The sequence below is a fragment of the Streptomyces sp. NPDC088733 genome, from assembly GCF_044751185.1.
Classification (GTDB): Bacteria; Actinomycetota; Actinomycetes; order Streptomycetales; family Streptomycetaceae; genus Actinacidiphila.
This window is the reverse complement of record NZ_JBIVLH010000030.1, coordinates 101,680-117,646: the sequence shown is the minus strand read 5'-3', so window position 1 is coordinate 117,646 and position 15,967 is coordinate 101,680. Positions and strand designations below refer to the sequence as shown.

The following is a 15,967-nucleotide window of genomic DNA, read 5'->3' as shown; positions in this document are numbered from 1 at the left end:
GGGGCGGCGGTGGGCGGGGCCCCGGTGGCCGGGGCCACGGCCCAGGGGTGACCTGGGTGCCCCCCCCGGGCCCCCGGGGGGGGGGGCCCGGGCCCGCGGGCCCGGGGCCCCCGCCCCCTTCCCGCGTCCCCTTCAGGACCAGTCGTCGTCCCCGCCCTCGTCCTCCTCGTCGTCGCCGTTGTCGTCGGCCTCGTTCTCGTCCTCGTCGTCGAAGAACTCGTCGACCGCCTCGGAGAGCAGGTAGCCGCCGACCGCACCGGCCGCCAGCCCGGCGGCGCCCGCGGCGACGGCGGTGCCCACGCCCATGCCGGACCCGTGGTGCTCGTCGTGGTGGCCGTGGTCGTGCCCGTGTCCGTACCCGTGGCCGTGACCGTGCGCCGCGGGGGCACCGAAGCCGCCGCGGTGCTCGACCAGCCGCCGGATCCAGGAGTCGACCTCCGCGGTCCAGTCGACCTGGAGGACGGTCGCGTGGTCGACGGTGAAACGGCCGATCTGGTCGTGTCCCTCGGAGAAGAGGCCGCCGCGCTTGTCGGCCTCCAGGACGACCTCGACTCCCGCCGGGTCGGCCAGGAAGGTCAGTTCGATCTCGCTGACGGCGTGCGCGTACTGCGCGGGCGGCGTGAGTTCGATCTCCTGGTAGAACGGCAGCCGCTGCCCCGTGCCGTGCAGGTGGCCCATCTCCAGGTCGGCCGAGGTGAAGCCGAAGCCGAGCTGTCCGAGGGCCTCCAGGATCGCTTCCTGGGCGGGCAGCGGCGCGACGCTCAGCGGGTCGAGGTCGCCCTTGTCGCGGGCGCCCGCCACCTCCAGTCCGGTACGGATGCCGAGCGCGATCCCGAGGGACTGCCCGTGCAGCTCGGTGACCGGTGCCTCCCACGGGACCGGAAGGGAGAACGGCACGGTGTGCCGTGCGCCGGCCGGCAGGCGGAAGCCGCCGCCGACGACCGCCCGGTCGAGGACCACGACGCCCTCGTGCTCCCCGTCCGCGTCCTCGTAGCCGTACCCGTGCCCGCCCTCGGCCTCCACCCGGGCGACCAGTTCGAGGACGACGGCGTGGATGTCGGCGTCCGTGTCGCCGCCCTCCAGGTGGACCTGCCCGTACAGCGTGCCGCCGGGCATGACCGGGCCCCCGGTCAGGACCGTGTCGACCGAGGGCCCGCCCACGCCGAGCGCCCCGAGCAGCCGTTTGAACACCATCGCGGCGTTCACTCCTTCGTCTGTGGATCTGTCGGCCCCCTGCGGGCCGACTTCTGAACTGTGCCGCCGGGCCGGGGAGTTCCCGCGCGGTGCGAACGGGTGAACGGCGCCCGGCCGGCGACCGCGAGCAGCCCCTACCGGGCACCTTTGCTCGTCCTTTACCCTGGGGGAAACGTCACCGTTCCGAGCCCGACAAGGAGCCGCGGTTCCCGCGATGGACCACCCTCCCAGTACCGACCGTGTCATCCCTCCTGAGATCCGCCGAGGCGGGGGAGCGGGGGTGACACGGTGACCGAAGTCCTCCTCCTGCTGCTGGCGCTGCTGCTGACCCTGGCGTGCGCGGTGTTCGTCGCGGCGGAGTTCTCCCTGACCACGGTCGAACGCGGTGAACTGGAGCGGGCCGCGGCCGCCGGTGAGCGCGGCGCCGGCGGCGCCCTCAAGGCGGTACGCCGGCTGACCCTCCAGCTGTCCGGCGCGCAGCTGGGCATCACCGTGACCTCGCTGGTCATCGGCATGCTCGCCGAACCGTCCCTCGCCGTCCTGCTGACCGGCCCGCTGCGGGCCGTGGGCCTGCCCGCGGGCGCGGCCTCCTCACTGGCGACCGTGCTCGGCGTGGGCGTGTCCACGATCGTGCTGATGGTGATCGGCGAGCTCGTGCCGAAGAACTGGGCGATCTCCCGCCCGCTGGCCGTCGCCAAGGCCGTGGCCGGTCCGCAGCGCGGGTTCACCGCCGTCTTCGGCCCCTTCATCCGGCACCTCAACGAGGCGGCCAACCGCCTCGTGCGCCGCTTCGGTCTCGAACCCGCCGAGGAACTGGCCTCCGCCCGCACCCCCGACGAGCTGATGGCGCTGGCCCGCCACTCGGCGGCCGCGGGCCTGCTGGAGCCGGACTCCGCGGAGCTGTTCGTGCGCACCCTGCACCTGAGCGAGCTGACCGCCGAGAACGTCATGACCCCGCGCGTGGACGTCCGTGCCCTGGAGGCCCGTGCCACCGCCGCCGACGCCGCCAACCTCACCCTGGCCACCGGCCTGTCCCGCTTCCCGGTCTACCAGGACAGCATCGACGAGGTCGTCGGCACCGTGCACATCCGCGACGTCCTCGCCCTCCCCGCCGCCGAGCGGGGCCGCACCCCGGTCACCGCCCTGGCCACCGCGCCGCTGCTGGTGCCCGACAGCCTGCCCGTCGACCGGCTCCTGGAACGCCTGCGCAGCCGCCGCACCATGGCCGTGGTCATCGACGAGTACGGCGGCACCGCCGGCGTCGTCACCGTGGAGGACGTCGTGGAGGAGGTCGTGGGCGACGTCCGCGACGAGCACGACCCGCAGGCATGCCCCGACCTGGCGCCGTCCGGCGACGGCGCGTGGGAGGCCGACGGCAACGTCCGCATCGACCAGCTCGCCGAGATCGGCCTCACCGTCGCCGAGGGCCCTTACGAGACCGTGGCCGGGCTGATGGCCACCTCGCTCGGCCGCATACCCGCCCGCGGCGACCAGACGGAGGTCGACGGCTGGCGCATCAGCGTCCTGAGCGTCGACCACCACGTGGCCGAGCGGGTCCGTGTCGCGCGCATTCCGGAGGACGTGCGATGACCGTACTGCAACTCGCCATCGGCGCCCTGACCCTGCTCACCAACGCCTTCTTCGTGGGCGGCGAGTTCGCCCTGATCTCGGTGCGGCGCAGCCAGGTCGAGCCGCGGGCCGAGGCCGGTGACAAGCGGGCCCGCACCGTCGTGTGGGGCCTGGAGCACCTGTCGGCGCTCCTGGCCACGGCCCAGCTCGGCATCACCGTCTCCTCGCTGGTGCTGGGCGCGGTCGCCGAGCCGGCCATCGCCCATCTGCTGGAGCCGGGCTTCGAGGCCGCGCACGTGCCGCACGGGCTCGTCCACCCGATCGCGTTCGTCATCGCGCTCGCCGGGGCCACGTACCTGCACATGCTCTTCGGCGAAATGGTCCCCAAGAACATCGCGCTGGCCGCGCCCGAGCGCGCCGCGCTGGTCCTCGGGCCGCCGCTGGTCGGCGTGACCCGCGCCCTGCGGCCGGTGATCTTCGGCATCAACGCCTTCGCCAACACGCTGCTGCGGCTGCTCCGCGTCGAGCCGCGCAACGAGGTCAACGCCGCCTTCACCGACGACGAACTCGCCCGCCTGGTGCAGGACTCCAATGCCGCCGGGCTGCTCGACGCCTCGGGCACCGAACGGCTCCGCGACGCCCTGGAACTGGGCACGCGGCCGGTCGGCGGCATCCTTGTACCCGCCGACCGCATGGTCACCGTCGATGCCGCGGTCACCCCGGACGGACTGGAGCGGCTGGCCGCCTCCTCCGGCTACTCACGACTGCCGGTCACCGGCCCCGACGGGGACGCCCTGGGCTTCCTGCACATCAAGGACACCCTCGGCGTCACCGACCGCGACCGCCCCTTCCCCCGCACCGCGCTCCGGCCCGTCATCCGGCTGCGGTCCACCACGCCCCTGGACGACACCCTCTCCGCCCTGCGTTCGGCCGGCACCCACCTCGCCGCCGTGACCGACGCGGACGGGGCGCTCCTGGGCTACGTGACCATGGAGGACGTCCTGGAGGAACTGGTCGGTCCCGCCGCCCCGGCCCCGGCGGGCTGAGGCGCCCGCCGCCGTCCGCCGCCGTCCGCCGCCGTCCGCCGCCGTCCGGCTGACGGGCGGTGTGAACGGCGTGTGGCGGGTGGTGCGGCAGGGAATGCGCGCGATGGCGCACGGTGTTGGTGCGTCGACAGTTTCACTCGGAGAATGGAGAACGGCGTGCCTTTGGTCGGGGAGTACCAGCCGAGCCCGGAGCAGTGGGTCCGTGATCAGGTCGAGCTGTACGAGGGTTCGGAAGGTGCCGAGGGGACGATGCTGCGCGGCCGTCCCGTGATCATCCTGACGTCGCTCGGCGCGAAGTCCGGCAAGATCCGCAAGACCCCGCTGATGCGCGTGGAGCACGACGGGAGCTACGCCGTGGTCGCGTCCCAGGGCGGCGCCCCGAAGCACCCGGTCTGGTACCACAACCTGATGGCGGACCCCCGGGTCGAGCTCCAGGACGGACCGGTGCGCCAGGACATGACGGCGCGGGAGGTCACCGGCCAGGAGAAGGCGGAGTGGTGGGAGCGCGCGATCGCGACGTGGCCCGACTACGCGGGGTACCAGACGAAGACCGACCGTGAGATCCCGGTCTTCGTCCTGGAGCCGGCGCCCAAGCCGCACTGAGCGCCCGCCCCGGCGCGCACCCGTGACCACCACGGGTGCGCGCCGGGGTACTCCGCCCTTCCTCCCTCCCGCGCCACCTGCGGGATCTTTCGTTGCCGCCCTGTGGTGAGTGCCGTCCGGCGCATCGCCGGTCCGCACGGCGCCGTCCGCACCCCGGACAAATGGCGCTCGTTCGTGGCAGACTTCCCGCGCCGCCGCGCTGCGCTCGCGGCCGACCGGATACGGATCGACGTACAGCCGTCGAACGCGTATTTGGCGGGTGTGGTGCGGATCACGTACACATGATGCAAGGCGACACAAGAAACGCATCGGAGGAAGCGCCGTATGACCCACGGGGCAAGCCCCGCTCCCCACGCCGATCCCGCTCTGGCCCGCGACTGCACCCACTGTCGCGGATGGGGAACCATCATCACCGACCTCGGCCGCCATGAACTGTGCCCGCGTTGCCAGCCCGTAGGGGAGCAGTCCGTACCGGTGCCGACCTCGGCAGAGGCGCCGCCCCCGGGCGGCGCTCGCTACGCATCCCCCGCCGGACCTTCCGCCAGGACGTAGCCCGCGGAGCAGGTGCCCGGTTCGCCGCCGCGCCCGCGACCCCCACCGGGACCGCGGGCGCGGCCCTTGTCCGCGCACCGGGCCGCGCGGCCGGCGCGGACCTCAGGCCTCGGGCTCCTCGTGGTAGCAGGGGATGCCGTCGCGCCGTGCCCGGAAGACGGCCTCCAGGTACCGGAAAGCGGCGTCGTTCATCTCCCTCCGCCACTCCTCCAACGACCGCACACGGAGCTCGACGTGCTCGGCCGGGTCCAGCACGATGCCGGCGATCTGCTCCGGGGTGAGCCGGCCGCCGTCGAAGATGAGACCGATCTTGTGGGCGGGCCAGTCCGGACGCGGCATCAGGACATGGATGCCCAGCAGACGCGGTGTCCGCGCGATCTCCAGGCCCGTCTCCTCCAGTCCCTCCCGGACGGTGCACTCCCAGGGCGTCTCGCCCGGATCCATGTTGCCGCCGGGCCACTGCCACGTCGTCGGGCTCCGGACGGAGCGCAACTGGATCGGCCGGTCCTCCTCATCGGTGATGAAGAAGCAGCCGTAGACGGTGGCTTTGGGCAGTTGGGCGACGTACTGCACCGGCGGCAGCCAGGTTCCGCTCATGTGTCCTCCTGGAGGAAGGGGGATGTTGCGGTGCCCGGTCACGGGATACGGTCCCGGGCGTCGGCGGGGAGGCGGGAGAGGAAGCCGACGGCGTCCGCCATCCGCTCGCGCAGACATGCGGCCCGGGGTGGCTCACAGGGCACCGGCGGGGGAGCGTCGGCCAGTCTGTACGAGCGGACGGACGGGAGCCCGGGCAGCAGCCCCGGCCAGACCGCGTCGAGAACCTGGGCCGACGGGGCGAAAAGGGGGCCGATCCCGGCAAGGGCGGGGAGTTCGTGCCATTCCCAGCGCAGGAACCCGTGCGGTTCCGGCAGGGCGAGCGTGCCCTCCCAGCCGGTCACGCGGACCACGGCGGTGACGCGGCGCACGTCCGCCACATCGTCGTGGAGAAACATCAGCAGGCATGCGTTCTCCTCACAGGCCAGAAGCCCCGTCTCCTCGGCCAGTTCCCGCACGGCCGCGGCTGTCGCGGACTCCCGTGTCTCGATCCGGCCCCCGGGCAGTTCCCACATCCCTCCGGTGGAACGCCCCAGGAGCACCCGCCCGGCATCGTCGCTGACGACCGTCGCGGCGCCGAACACCGTCTGCGGCTCGGGACGTCCCTTCTCGACCGCGGTGAACGAAGCACGAGGAGCGCGCAGTACGAGGACCGCCAGGGACCCGGTGTCATGCCGCCCGGACTCCTCGAAGCCTTCGGTGAGCAGCGTCAACTCGTCCTCGTCCAGGGCGATGTGCCGCCGTTCGGCCGGTGTGCGTTCCGCGACCGGGCTCATGACCACGAGGGCACCGCCCTTCCGCAGGCGCGCGGCCAGGCGGCGCAGCACACGGGTCCGGTCGTGGATGAAGGCGACGGCCAGCCGCATCGTGATCAGGTCGTAGTCCTCCGCCAGCCCGTCCAGGCTGTCGTGCTCGACGTCGAGGCACAGCCAGCGCACCGCGCCCACGTCGGCGTGCTCCGCCCTGGCCCGGGCGAGGGCGCCCTCGGCGAAGTCCGCCGCGTCCACGGTGTGGCCCATGGAGGCCAGGAACACGGCGAGTTCGCCCGTGCCGCAGCCCACGTCCAGCGCCCGCCCACCAGCCGCGCGCGCCGGGGCATGCCGGGCGAGCAGGCGTTTCTCCTCGTCGCCCAGCGACCTGAATCCGCGCCCGTCGTCGTGGAGCCGGGACCACTGGGCCCGGGTGTGTGCCACGGATCGCTCCTCGCGGGTCGACGTGAACGCGGTTCCGCCGGCGCTCACCTCCCCCGTGGCGGCCGGCGACCCCCGGTCCGGCACGGGCGCGGAACTTCCCGCCGTCACGGCGTCACCCCCTCCGTCCGCGTCGGGGTGGTGCGCGGCCGGTAGCCGCCGGCCTGCAGGGTGAACATGCCGGCGTAGACGCCGCCGACGGCCATGAGGTCGTCGTGGGAGCCGGACTCGACGATGCGGCCGGCGTCGAAGACGTAGATGCGGTCGCAGTCGACGACGCTCGCCAACCGGTGCGAGATGAGCACGGTGATCTGGTCGTCGCGGAGCCGGCCGCGCAGCACCGCCTCGTACACGGCGTGTTCCGACGGCGGGTCCATGCTGGCGGTCGGCTCGTCGAGGAGCAGCAGCGGGGCCTTCTTGTACAGGCCGCGGCCCACCGCGACCTTCGCCCACTGCCCGCCGGACAGCTCCTGGCCGCCCTTGAACCGCTTGGACAGCAGCGTCTGCCACTGGCGGGGCAGGTCGGCGATGACGGTGTCGGCGCCGGAGGCCCGGGAGGCGTCCATGGCGCGCTGCGGGTCGGCCGTGGTCAACTCGCCGGTGGAGACGGTGATGTTGGCCAGGGCGCTGAAGGGGAAGCGGGCCGGGTCCTGGAGGACGCAGGCCACTTGGCGGTGCAGCGACTGGGAGTCCATCGTGCGGACGTCGACGCCGTCCCAGCACACGCTGCCGCTGTGCGCCTCGTACAGCCCGGCCAGGAGTTTCGCGCAGGTGCTCTTCCCCGAGCCGTTGAGGCCGACGAACGCCACGGTCTCCCCGGCGCGCAGTGCCATGGTGATGCCGTTGAGGGCGGGCGCGGTCTTGCCCGGGTAGGTGAAGTGCACGTCGCGCAAGGCGATGGTCTCCACGCGGTCCGGCGCGGCCAGTCGGGCCTCGCGGGGCAGGAGCCTGCGGCAGCGTTCCTGGACGGCGAGGAGGTCGTCGACCCACATGGCCTGCTCGTAGACGAGGTGGGCGACCTCGACGAGCCGGATCAGTGAGGCCTGCCCGGCCTGGATGGCGAGGACGGCGCCGGCGCCCGCCGCCAGGGGCAGCCATCCGGCGATCAGCATCGCGGCGAGGGCGGTGTAGGTGATGCCGGTGCCCAGACCGCCCACGGAACGGCCCGCCAGGTTGAGCAGCGCGGAGTGCACCCCCAGCCGTGTGTCCTCCTCCGCGATTTTTTCGGTCAGCCTCAAGTGCTCGTCCAGGAGCGCGCCTTGCGCGGTGTCCGAGCGCAGCTCCGCCGCCGCCTCCACGTCGAGCAGCAGCCAGGAGAACACCCTGATCCGGCGTTGCAGGGCGTTCCAGCGCTTGAAGGAGTGGAAGCGGGCGCGGGCGCTGCGGACGGCGGCCGCGCCCACCGGCAGGACGGACAGCAGGAGCAGGGGCAGCAGCACGGGGTGCAGGACGCTGAGCACTCCGGCGGTCCCGGCCAGGCCCAGGGCGGCGGAGGCGAGGGAGACGACCTGGCCGACGATCTGGCGGGCGTAGAACAGGCCGCGGTCGTTCGCCCGGTGGACCTCGTCGTGCCAGTCGGCGTCCTCGACGGCCTCCAGCCGCACGTGCGCGGTCAGCCGGAGGAAGTCGCACTCGAGCGCGGTGCGGATCTTGGGGGTCACGCGCGCCTGGGCGGTCGCGACGGCCGCCTCCAGCAGCGCACGGGTGGCGAGGAAGCCGACCACGAGCAGGATCTGCGGGAGGGCGGCGCCCACCCGGTCGGGGGTGGGGCCCTCGGCGAACAGGTGGTGCAGGACGGCGACCGAGGCGAGCAGGCCGAAGGCGCTCATGGCGGCGGACGCGAGCTGGCAGACGACGACCGTCGTGGTGGCGGCGCGGTCGGCCTGCCAGGCGAGCCGCCCGATCAGCGCGGTGATCTTCGGCAGGCGGACGAGGACCTGGCGCACGCTGGCACTGGCGGCGGCGCCGTCGTGCACCGACCAGTAGGCCTCCTCCATGTTCTCGGTCATGTCGCCGTCGTGGTCGCCGTCCTGCCGGCCGGCGGCCGCCGCCGGAGGGGGCGGCAGGGGGAGCGGGTCGGTCCGCGGTCCCGGGACGCGGCCGGCCGCCGGCTCCGCGGGCTCTGCGGGCTCGCTCATGCCGCCCACCCCGCATCCGGTCCTGCCGCGGCGAGGGTGAGCGCGTCCGCGACGGGCCGCCGCCGCTGTTCGAATCCGGAGGGCTGAGACGCGGGAGCGGGTACGGGATGCATGGCGTCCTCCATCTGGGCGGCGATGTGGCACTGGTGCTCTAAAAACGCGCCGGATCGGGTCCCGTTACGGCTGCTCCCGGGGACATTTCATGAACGTATGTTCTAGTGAGGCGGCTCGGGGGCGCGGGCCGCGGCACGCGGTTCTCAAACTCGTTCGATTGGGGGACACCACCCGCCTGAGCGATGACGTCCCCCGCTGCTGCGGCCGTCCGCGCACGACTGGACGGGGCGTCCCTCCCAGGCCGCGCCCGGATTCGTTCCCCCGTGCCCGGCCCGATGAGTTCCGGCCCCGGCGGGAGTCTGTTGTGGTGACCGGCACTGGACGCCGACGCACCACACACCACGGAGGACACCATGACGACCACGCCGAGTGACCCGGCCACCGCGCTTCCCGGCCGGCCGCCGGTCGTCGACCTGGCGACCTGGCAGGCGGCGCGTGACGCACTGCTCGTCCGCGAGAAGGCCCACACGCACGAGGGCGACGCGATCGCCGCGGCCCGCCGAGCACTGCCGATGGTGGAGTTCGACGGGACGGCCGAGGTCGTCGGAGCGGACGGCCCGGTGGCGTTCCTGGACCTTTTCGAGGGGCGCGACGAGCTCGTGGTCTACAAGCACATGTGGCACGACGGCGCGCCGCACCAGGGGCAGTGCGAGGGCTGCACCACCACGGCCTGGCACCTGAAGGACGCCGTCTACCTCAACGCGCGCGGCGTCTCGTTCGCGATCCTCACCACCGGCCGCTGGGAGGAAGTGGCGCCCTACGTCGACTTCATGGGCTACACCCAGCCCTGGTACTCGGTGCGCGGCGTGGACGCGCCGATCGGGGGCCCCATGGGCTGTCTGACCAGCTTCCTGCGCGACGGCGACCGCGTGTTCCTCACGTACTCCACGACGGGCCGCGGCAACGAGCCTGTCAACGGGTCCTTCGGCCTGCTCGACATGACGCCGTACGGCCGAGGCGAGGCGTGGGAGGACAACCCCGAGGGCCGGCCCGCGGGGTTCGCCGCGTGCTGGTACTGGCGCTCGGACGCGGAGGGGAAGGCGACCTGGGGCCCGACCAGCCGCCCCGTGCCGCAGTGGTCGAGGCCGGGCGCGACTCCCGTCGAGACCCTCGGCCGCTCCGGTCACCACCACTGACGCCGCTGCCGGGCGTCTGTCGAGCGGTCACCCGCGTGCAGGAGGTGGCCGCTCGACGGCTGAGCGGCGGCTGTCGGAGCCCGTCGCTAAGGTGTTCCGGTGATCTTCAAGAGGAAGCGGGAGGCCCCCGGCCTCGCCGATGTCGTGTCCGAGCTCGAGCAGGGCGTGGCGGCCCGCGACGGTGCCCGCACCGAGCGTGCCTTCATAGCCACGATCAACACTCTGCAGTCGTCCCAGGAGGCCGAACGCGTCCTTGCGGGGCCCCGGTTGGCCGCGCTGCTCCCGGCCTTCCCGCCCACCGGCCCGCGTCCGATGCTGGCGATGGCGGCCGGATTCTGCGTCGAGAGCGGGGCCGATCCGGCGGCCTGTGCGGAGCCGATCCTCGGCGGGGTCCACCAGGACCTGCGCGACGCCCTGGAGTTCGCCCGGCGCTGGACCGCCACCGGAGCGACCGGCGACGAACTGCCCGAGCCGGACCAGAAGATCATCGACGACGCCCTCCTGGCCCGCCTGGGCGGCGACCCGCACGAGGCCACCCGGCTGGCACTGGCCTGGTGCTCGGTCGAGGAGTGGCAGCCGCCCGCGCTGGCCGTGCTGTGCCGCAGCGCCGAGATGCGCCGCCTGCACTCCGCCGGGCTGCTTCCGGCCGCTCGCGAACTCGCGGCCCTGGAATGCCACGACCTGAAGTGCCTGGTGTACGCGCTCGCGGTCCTGGACGACGAGCCCCTGCTGGTGCTGCACAGACCCGCCGGGACCGGCTTCGAGGTGCGTATCGGCGGTATCGCGGACAACTTCCAGTTGCACACGCTGCTCGCCCATGTCCTCGTCGGCGGCGGCCACGTGCCGGGCACGGCGCCTTCGGCGGAGAGCGTCCGCTTGGCCACGGACCCGCGGCCCGCACGAGGACGCACCGAGACCGTTGCGACCGGTGCCTTCGAACTCCTCGCCCCGGACGGCGAGCGGATCTGGAACGAGGGGCTGCCCGACGACGTCCCGGTGGTGGAGGGGCGGCGCCTGCTCGTCCTCGACGAGCCGATGTACCGGCGCAGTTGGAACGCCGACCGGTTCTTCCCGCTGCTCCCGGGCACGGCCGAGCTGACCCGCGTCCTGTCCGAGGACGAGACGCGGACCTGGTTCGCCCGCACCTCGTTCGGCGACGGGACCCACGCGGCGTCAGTCCGCTGACCGGCGGGACCGGAAAACGGTTCGACGGCTCCGCGGCCCGCTGGCACAGTGACGCACCATGGCGAACTCGCAGCTGCTGACCGCCGCGGACGTACAGCGCATGCAGGCTCTGGCACAGCGTGTCACGGCCGTGCGCCCGGACCTGGTGAACAGCGACGCCACCTTCGGCGAGCTGGCCTGGAACTGGGGCAAGGGGCACCGCACGGAGGGTGCGAGCTGGCCGTGCCGGCTGTGGTTCTCCGGCGGGGACCTGGTGGCCTGGGGCTGGGCCCGTCTCCCGCGCCAGGTGCGGCGGAGCGACGGGTCGGTCAGCGACATCACCGACGCCTGTCTGTCGTACCAGGTCGATCCCGGCCACGCGGGCCTGGTGGACGAGGTGATCGACTGGTACGACGCCACGGCGGGCGACATCGAGCGCACGGTGATGCCGGGCGCCGCCGACGAGTTCGCCCTGAATCGATGGGCCGCGCACGGCTACGTGACCGACCCGGCCGCGCTCGGCGACGCCGGGTCCTGGACCCAGCTCAACGAGCGCGGCCTCGACCACGTGGAGCAGCCGGTGCTGCCGGACGGATTCCGGTTCCGCACCGCTGAGGAGGCCGGGCCGGACGCCGCGGTCCAGGCCCATGTGGACGCCTGGGCCCCCTCGACGTACAGCGCCGAGGGCTACGAAGGCGTCCGGCGGACGGCTTCGTACCGCGGCGACCTGCACCTCCTGGTGGAGGCCCCGGACGGGACGATGGCGTCCTCGACGATCATGTGGCTCGACGGGGTGAACAGGACCGCCGAGTTCGAGCCGGTCGGGACGCACCCCGGTTACCGGCGGCGGGGCCTGGCGCGGGCGATGCTGCTGCACGGGATGCGTCTGGCGCGGGCGGCCGGGGCCGCCCACATGACGGTGGCCTGCCTGGGCGCACCGGGCCGTCCCCAGGCGCGGGAGCTGTACTACGGGGTCGGATTCCGCCCGGTCTCGCGGGACGCGCCGCTGATCATGACCGGGACCCGGACCGGGGGCTGAGGGCCGTCAACGGCCCTGCTGCCGGGGAGCCGGCGTGAGTCCCGTGCACTGCCGCAGCTGCTCGTAGCGGTCGCTGATGCTCTGCGCCGCGGCGCCGGTCCGCGGCTCCGGTACGCCGTGGCCGTCCACGAGCGCGGGAGTGAAGTCGGCGGCCGTGACCGAGCCGTGCGTCACCGTGAGGGTCGTCACGCCGGTCTCGTCCGAGTGCGGGTACGGAGAGGAGCCGTACCAGAGGAAGTTGCCGAGGCCGTAGGCCACGTAGGTCGGTCCGAGCATGCCGGAGCCGAGCATGACGTGGGCGTGGGTGCCGACCACCGCCGTGGCGCCCGCGGCGGACAAGTCGGCGGCGATGGAGCGCTGCTCGGGTCCGGGACAGCTCTGCCCCTCGGTGCCCCAGTGCAGGTAGACCACGACGACATCGGCGCGTGCCCGTGCCGCGCGGACCGCGCTCACGAGCCGCGACCGGTCCAGAGCCGAGGCGATCCCGGGACGCTCCGGCCCCGCACGGAACGTGGCGTTGGTGAGGTCCTGGATCTGACTGGCGGCGAGCACGGCCAGGCGCACACCGTTGACCTCGGTGACGTACGGCCGGTAGGCCTCGGTGTCGTTCGCGCCGATGCCCAGCACGGGGATCGGCGAGTCGTGTGCGGCGGAGAGGGTGTCGGCCAGCCCCTCGGGGCCGTAGTCGACCGCGTGGTTGTTGGCCATGGTGACCGCGTCGATGCCCGAGCGGCGCAGCGCGTCCAGCGCCCGCGGCGGTGTCCTGAAGTGGTAGAGCTTCGGCTCCGGCGTCCCGCGGGTGGTGATCGCCGACTCCAGGTTGACCATGGCGAAGTCGGCGGCCGACAGCACGGGGGACAGCGGGCCGAGGGCGGGGTCGGCATCCAGCCGCGGCGCCGTGCGCTGCGTGAAGTGGACGTCACCGGCGAAGGCGAGGGTGACCGTGCCGGGTTCGCGGTGGCGGGCGGGGGGTGCGGTGGCGGAAGTTCGGGGGAGTGCCGAGGACTTGAGCTGCGGCGGAGCGGCGTTGTCGGTAGGGGCTTCGCCGGGCCTCGACACCAGGTAGGCCGTCGCCGCGGCCACCACGACGATCATCGCCGCGCCCAGCGTGGTGTGTCTGCGACGCCGCTGCCGGCCGGGGAGGGCGGCATGGCGCGACTGCGGTTCATGCATCGGACAACCGTACGATCGATTCGTTCAGGGGGTCCGCTCGCGCGCAGAACGCGCTGCCGCCGAATCAGCGCGCGTCACGGAGCCCTTGGATGGACAGGCCCTCCAGCCTGCTTCCGGAATGAGACCGCCCTGAGCCCGTAAGGTCGCGAAACGGCAACGCAACAGGCCCGCGGTCCCGCCGCCGGTCAGGCGGGCCGCGTCGGGGCCTTGCGGGCGAGCAGGTGGACCTCGCGGAACTGCCGAAGATCGGCCGGCTGCGGCTCACGGACGATCCGGGCCACCTCGGCCAGTCCGGACCGGCGCAGCATCGCCGCCAGATGATCGGGCCACCACCGATAGGCCGGTGCGACCGCGTGGTCGAAGACCTGCGTCGGGTGGGCCGCGTCCTCGCTGGCCGAGAAACCCAGCAGCAGATGACCGCCCGGTGCCAGCACGCGGTGGAACTCCGCCAGGACAGGGGCGAGTTCGTGCGGCGGGGTGTGGATGACGGACCACCGTGAGAGCACGCCGCCCAGTGCGCCGTCGCCGATGTCCAGCGCGGTCATCGAGCCCACGTCGAACCGCAGGTCCGGATAGGACCGGCGCGCCGACGCGACCATCGCGGCGGAGGCGTCGACGCCGAACACCGGCAGGCCCAATGCGTGCAGGTGGGCCGTGACATGGCCGGGTCCGCACCCCAGATCGGCGACCTGGCCGTCGCCGCTCGCGCGCACGGTCTCGGCGAAGGCGCGCAGGGCGGCGCGGTCCAGGGGCCTGTTGCGCAGCTCGTCGCGGAACCGTTCCGCGTACAGCGCGGCAACCGCGTCGTAGGCCTCGCGGGTGGCGCTGAGGGCGTCGGTCTCGGCCATAGCCGCGACCCTAGCCCCTGGCGCCGTGGCGGGAGCGGGATTCGCGATCTTCCGTCTCGCCTGCCGCTCGGCACCTCGCGCCGTGCGGGCGGAACGCTGGGGCCACTGGGCGGTCCGGCGCCGAGTCGGCGGCGCGGCGCGGGAACTGCGCGTTGGGCAGTGTGCGTCGGTGGGGGCATGAGAGAGCGAAGAGAACCCATGGGTGCCGTGGGCTGCCTCGTGGCGGCTGCCAGTGCGTGTGTCGGGCTCGGGGTGTGGCTGCAGGGTGCCCGTCCGGCTCTTCAGGGGGGTTTCGAAGGCCGACGGGACTGGAGCCTGCTGTATGTGGAACTGCCGTTCATGCTGGTCGGGTTGCCCGCGGTCACGCTGGCGGTGTGGGCGGTGGCGAGCGGTGTGCTCCGGCGACGGGCCGGTACGCGTGCGCGGACGGCGGTGTCGGGCGGGGCGGCCGCGGCGGCGCTGGCCGTGCTGATCTGGGGTTGTCTCGCCTGGCTGGACGTCCGGGTCGACGCGTTCCTCGAAGGCGACGCGTGATTGCGGCGGCGTTCAGCGCGGAAGCACCCAGTCCGGCCGCCAGGTTCCGGCGGCGTCGGGGCCGGTCGCGGTGGTGGCCAGATGGGCGCGGAGGGTGGCCAGCGCCGGGTGGGGGTTGTCGCGGTGCCAGAGGAGCGAGTGCGGGTAGACGGGCGTCGGGTCGGTCACGGGGATGCGGCGCAGGCCGTGGCCGGCGGGCCAGCCGGTGGGGTCGGCTCCGGTCGGTGACTGGGGGAGCATGCCCGCGCCGATGAAGGTGGCCAGTGCCGGGGTGCCGGCCACGGTGTCCAGCAGCGCGTCGGAGCCGAAGTTGGGGCCGGTCGTCTCGATGGTGAGGCCGAACTCGGCGACGAGGGCGTCGTAGTAGGCGGCCCACTCGGTCCCGGGGACGACGCCGGGCATCCAGATGCGGTGCCCGGCGAGCTGATGGACCGTCACCGACGCCACGTCCGCGAGCGCGTGGCCGGGGCCGGTCAGCAGTTCCAGTGGCTCGTCGTGCACCCGCACGGATGCGATGTCCTCGGGGAGCGGCCTGCCGGGCGAGGCGACGGCGCGGAAGGAGGCGTCGATCTCGCCGGACCGGACGGCGGCGACCGCCCTGTCGATGTCGGGCAGCATCACCACGTCGAGTTCGATCTCGGGCCGTGCGCGGTGGAAGCCGCGCATCAGGCCCGACGCCGCGCCGCGCGAGGCGAGGATGTCGACCCGCAGCGGGCGGCGGCCGGTGCGCACGGACGAGGCCGCGCGCTCGGCGACGCGCAGCAGTTCACGCGCGTGGGGCAGGAACGCCTGCCCGTCGATGGTGAGCTCGGCACCGCGCGGGGTACGGGTGAACAGCCGCACGCCGAGGTCGCGTTCCAGCGCGGCGACGCGCTTGGAGACGGCCTGCTGGGTGACCGCGAGTCCGGCGGCGGCCTCCTGGAACTGCCCCGCCTCGGCGACGGCGACGAAGGTCCGTACGGTGTCGAGGTCCATGCCGACACCCTAAGGTCACAACCATTGGTTGTGTCCGGTGGTCCGACGGTTGTTTGATCCCCCGGTACGCCGTTCGCTTTGATGCTGGCGACCGCGGA

Annotated in this window: 14 protein-coding genes; 7 read left to right on the top strand and 7 right to left on the bottom strand. The window is 73.4% G+C overall.

The features are described from left to right. Window positions 1-132: 132 nt before the first annotated feature. Window positions 133-1,194, bottom strand: a complete 1,062-nt coding sequence (locus tag ACIP64_RS36385) for a sporulation protein (RefSeq protein WP_401595678.1) — start codon at window positions 1,192-1,194, stop codon at window positions 133-135. Between the two features lie 288 nt (window positions 1,195-1,482). Here ACIP64_RS36385 and ACIP64_RS36380 point away from each other — a divergent pair, with 288 nt between their 5' ends. From ACIP64_RS36380 to ACIP64_RS36370, 3 genes are all read left to right on the top strand, one after another. Continuing rightward, window positions 1,483-2,784: a hemolysin family protein gene (locus ACIP64_RS36380; protein WP_401595676.1), complete on the top strand. Its 1,302-nt coding sequence runs from the start codon at window positions 1,483-1,485 to the stop codon at window positions 2,782-2,784. Further along, the gene (locus tag ACIP64_RS36375) at window positions 2,781-3,809 is read left to right on the top strand and encodes a hemolysin family protein (protein ID WP_401595673.1); all 1,029 of its coding nucleotides are present in this window, start codon (window positions 2,781-2,783) and stop codon (window positions 3,807-3,809) included. The genes ACIP64_RS36380 and ACIP64_RS36375 overlap by 4 nt, the downstream gene beginning before the upstream one ends. Before the next feature lie 156 nt (window positions 3,810-3,965). Then, window positions 3,966-4,412, top strand: a complete 447-nt coding sequence (locus tag ACIP64_RS36370) for a nitroreductase family deazaflavin-dependent oxidoreductase (protein ID WP_401595670.1) — start codon at window positions 3,966-3,968, stop codon at window positions 4,410-4,412. A 654-nt stretch (window positions 4,413-5,066) separates the two neighbouring features. Here ACIP64_RS36370 and ACIP64_RS36365 read toward each other — a convergent pair. The 3 genes from ACIP64_RS36365 to ACIP64_RS36355 all read right to left on the bottom strand — a co-directional run bounded on the left by ACIP64_RS36365 (window position 5,067) and on the right by ACIP64_RS36355 (window position 8,886). Then, a complete protein-coding gene (locus ACIP64_RS36365; protein WP_401595667.1) occupies window positions 5,067-5,561 on the bottom strand; it encodes an NUDIX domain-containing protein in 495 nt (164 codons plus the stop codon). 38 nt (window positions 5,562-5,599) lie between these two features. Further along, on the bottom strand, window positions 5,600-6,751 hold the full coding sequence (locus ACIP64_RS36360; RefSeq protein ID WP_401595666.1) for a bifunctional class I SAM-dependent methyltransferase/NUDIX hydrolase: 1,152 nt from the start codon (window positions 6,749-6,751) through the stop codon (window positions 5,600-5,602). A gap of 104 nt (window positions 6,752-6,855) precedes the next feature. Beyond that, on the bottom strand, window positions 6,856-8,886 hold the full coding sequence (locus tag ACIP64_RS36355; RefSeq protein ID WP_401595664.1) for an ABC transporter ATP-binding protein: 2,031 nt from the start codon (window positions 8,884-8,886) through the stop codon (window positions 6,856-6,858). 467 nt (window positions 8,887-9,353) lie between these two features. On the opposite strand from ACIP64_RS36355, the gene ACIP64_RS36350 reads away from it, so the two are divergent. The 3 genes from ACIP64_RS36350 (at window position 9,354) to ACIP64_RS36340 (ending at window position 12,339) form a co-directional block, all read left to right on the top strand. Continuing rightward, window positions 9,354-10,136, top strand: coding sequence for a DUF899 domain-containing protein (locus ACIP64_RS36350; RefSeq protein ID WP_401595662.1), 783 nt, complete (start codon window positions 9,354-9,356; stop codon window positions 10,134-10,136). Window positions 10,137-10,235: 99 nt separating this feature from the next. Beyond that, complete coding sequence (locus tag ACIP64_RS36345) at window positions 10,236-11,321, top strand: hypothetical protein (RefSeq protein WP_401595659.1); 1,086 nt, start codon at window positions 10,236-10,238, stop codon at window positions 11,319-11,321. A gap of 58 nt (window positions 11,322-11,379) precedes the next feature. Further along, the gene (locus ACIP64_RS36340; RefSeq protein ID WP_401595657.1) at window positions 11,380-12,339 is read left to right on the top strand and encodes a GNAT family N-acetyltransferase; all 960 of its coding nucleotides are present in this window, start codon (window positions 11,380-11,382) and stop codon (window positions 12,337-12,339) included. Between the two features lie 6 nt (window positions 12,340-12,345). Here ACIP64_RS36340 and ACIP64_RS36335 read toward each other — a convergent pair whose 3' ends face one another. Together ACIP64_RS36335 and ACIP64_RS36330 are read right to left on the bottom strand one after the other, a co-directional pair. Next, window positions 12,346-13,512 (bottom strand): CapA family protein, encoded by a 1,167-nt coding sequence (locus ACIP64_RS36335; protein WP_401595654.1) that lies wholly within the window; start codon window positions 13,510-13,512, stop codon window positions 12,346-12,348. Between the two features lie 185 nt (window positions 13,513-13,697). Continuing rightward, a complete protein-coding gene (locus tag ACIP64_RS36330; protein WP_401595651.1) occupies window positions 13,698-14,360 on the bottom strand; it encodes a class I SAM-dependent DNA methyltransferase in 663 nt (220 codons plus the stop codon). A gap of 324 nt (window positions 14,361-14,684) precedes the next feature. On the opposite strand from ACIP64_RS36330, the gene ACIP64_RS36325 reads away from it, so the two are divergent. Further along, window positions 14,685-14,894, top strand: coding sequence for a hypothetical protein (locus ACIP64_RS36325; RefSeq protein ID WP_401595648.1), 210 nt, complete (start codon window positions 14,685-14,687; stop codon window positions 14,892-14,894). A gap of 12 nt (window positions 14,895-14,906) precedes the next feature. Here the strand turns inward: ACIP64_RS36325 and ACIP64_RS36320 are convergent, their stop codons facing one another. Beyond that, window positions 14,907-15,869, bottom strand: coding sequence for a LysR family transcriptional regulator (locus ACIP64_RS36320; protein WP_401595646.1), 963 nt, complete (start codon window positions 15,867-15,869; stop codon window positions 14,907-14,909). Between the last annotated feature and the right edge of the window lie 98 nt (window positions 15,870-15,967).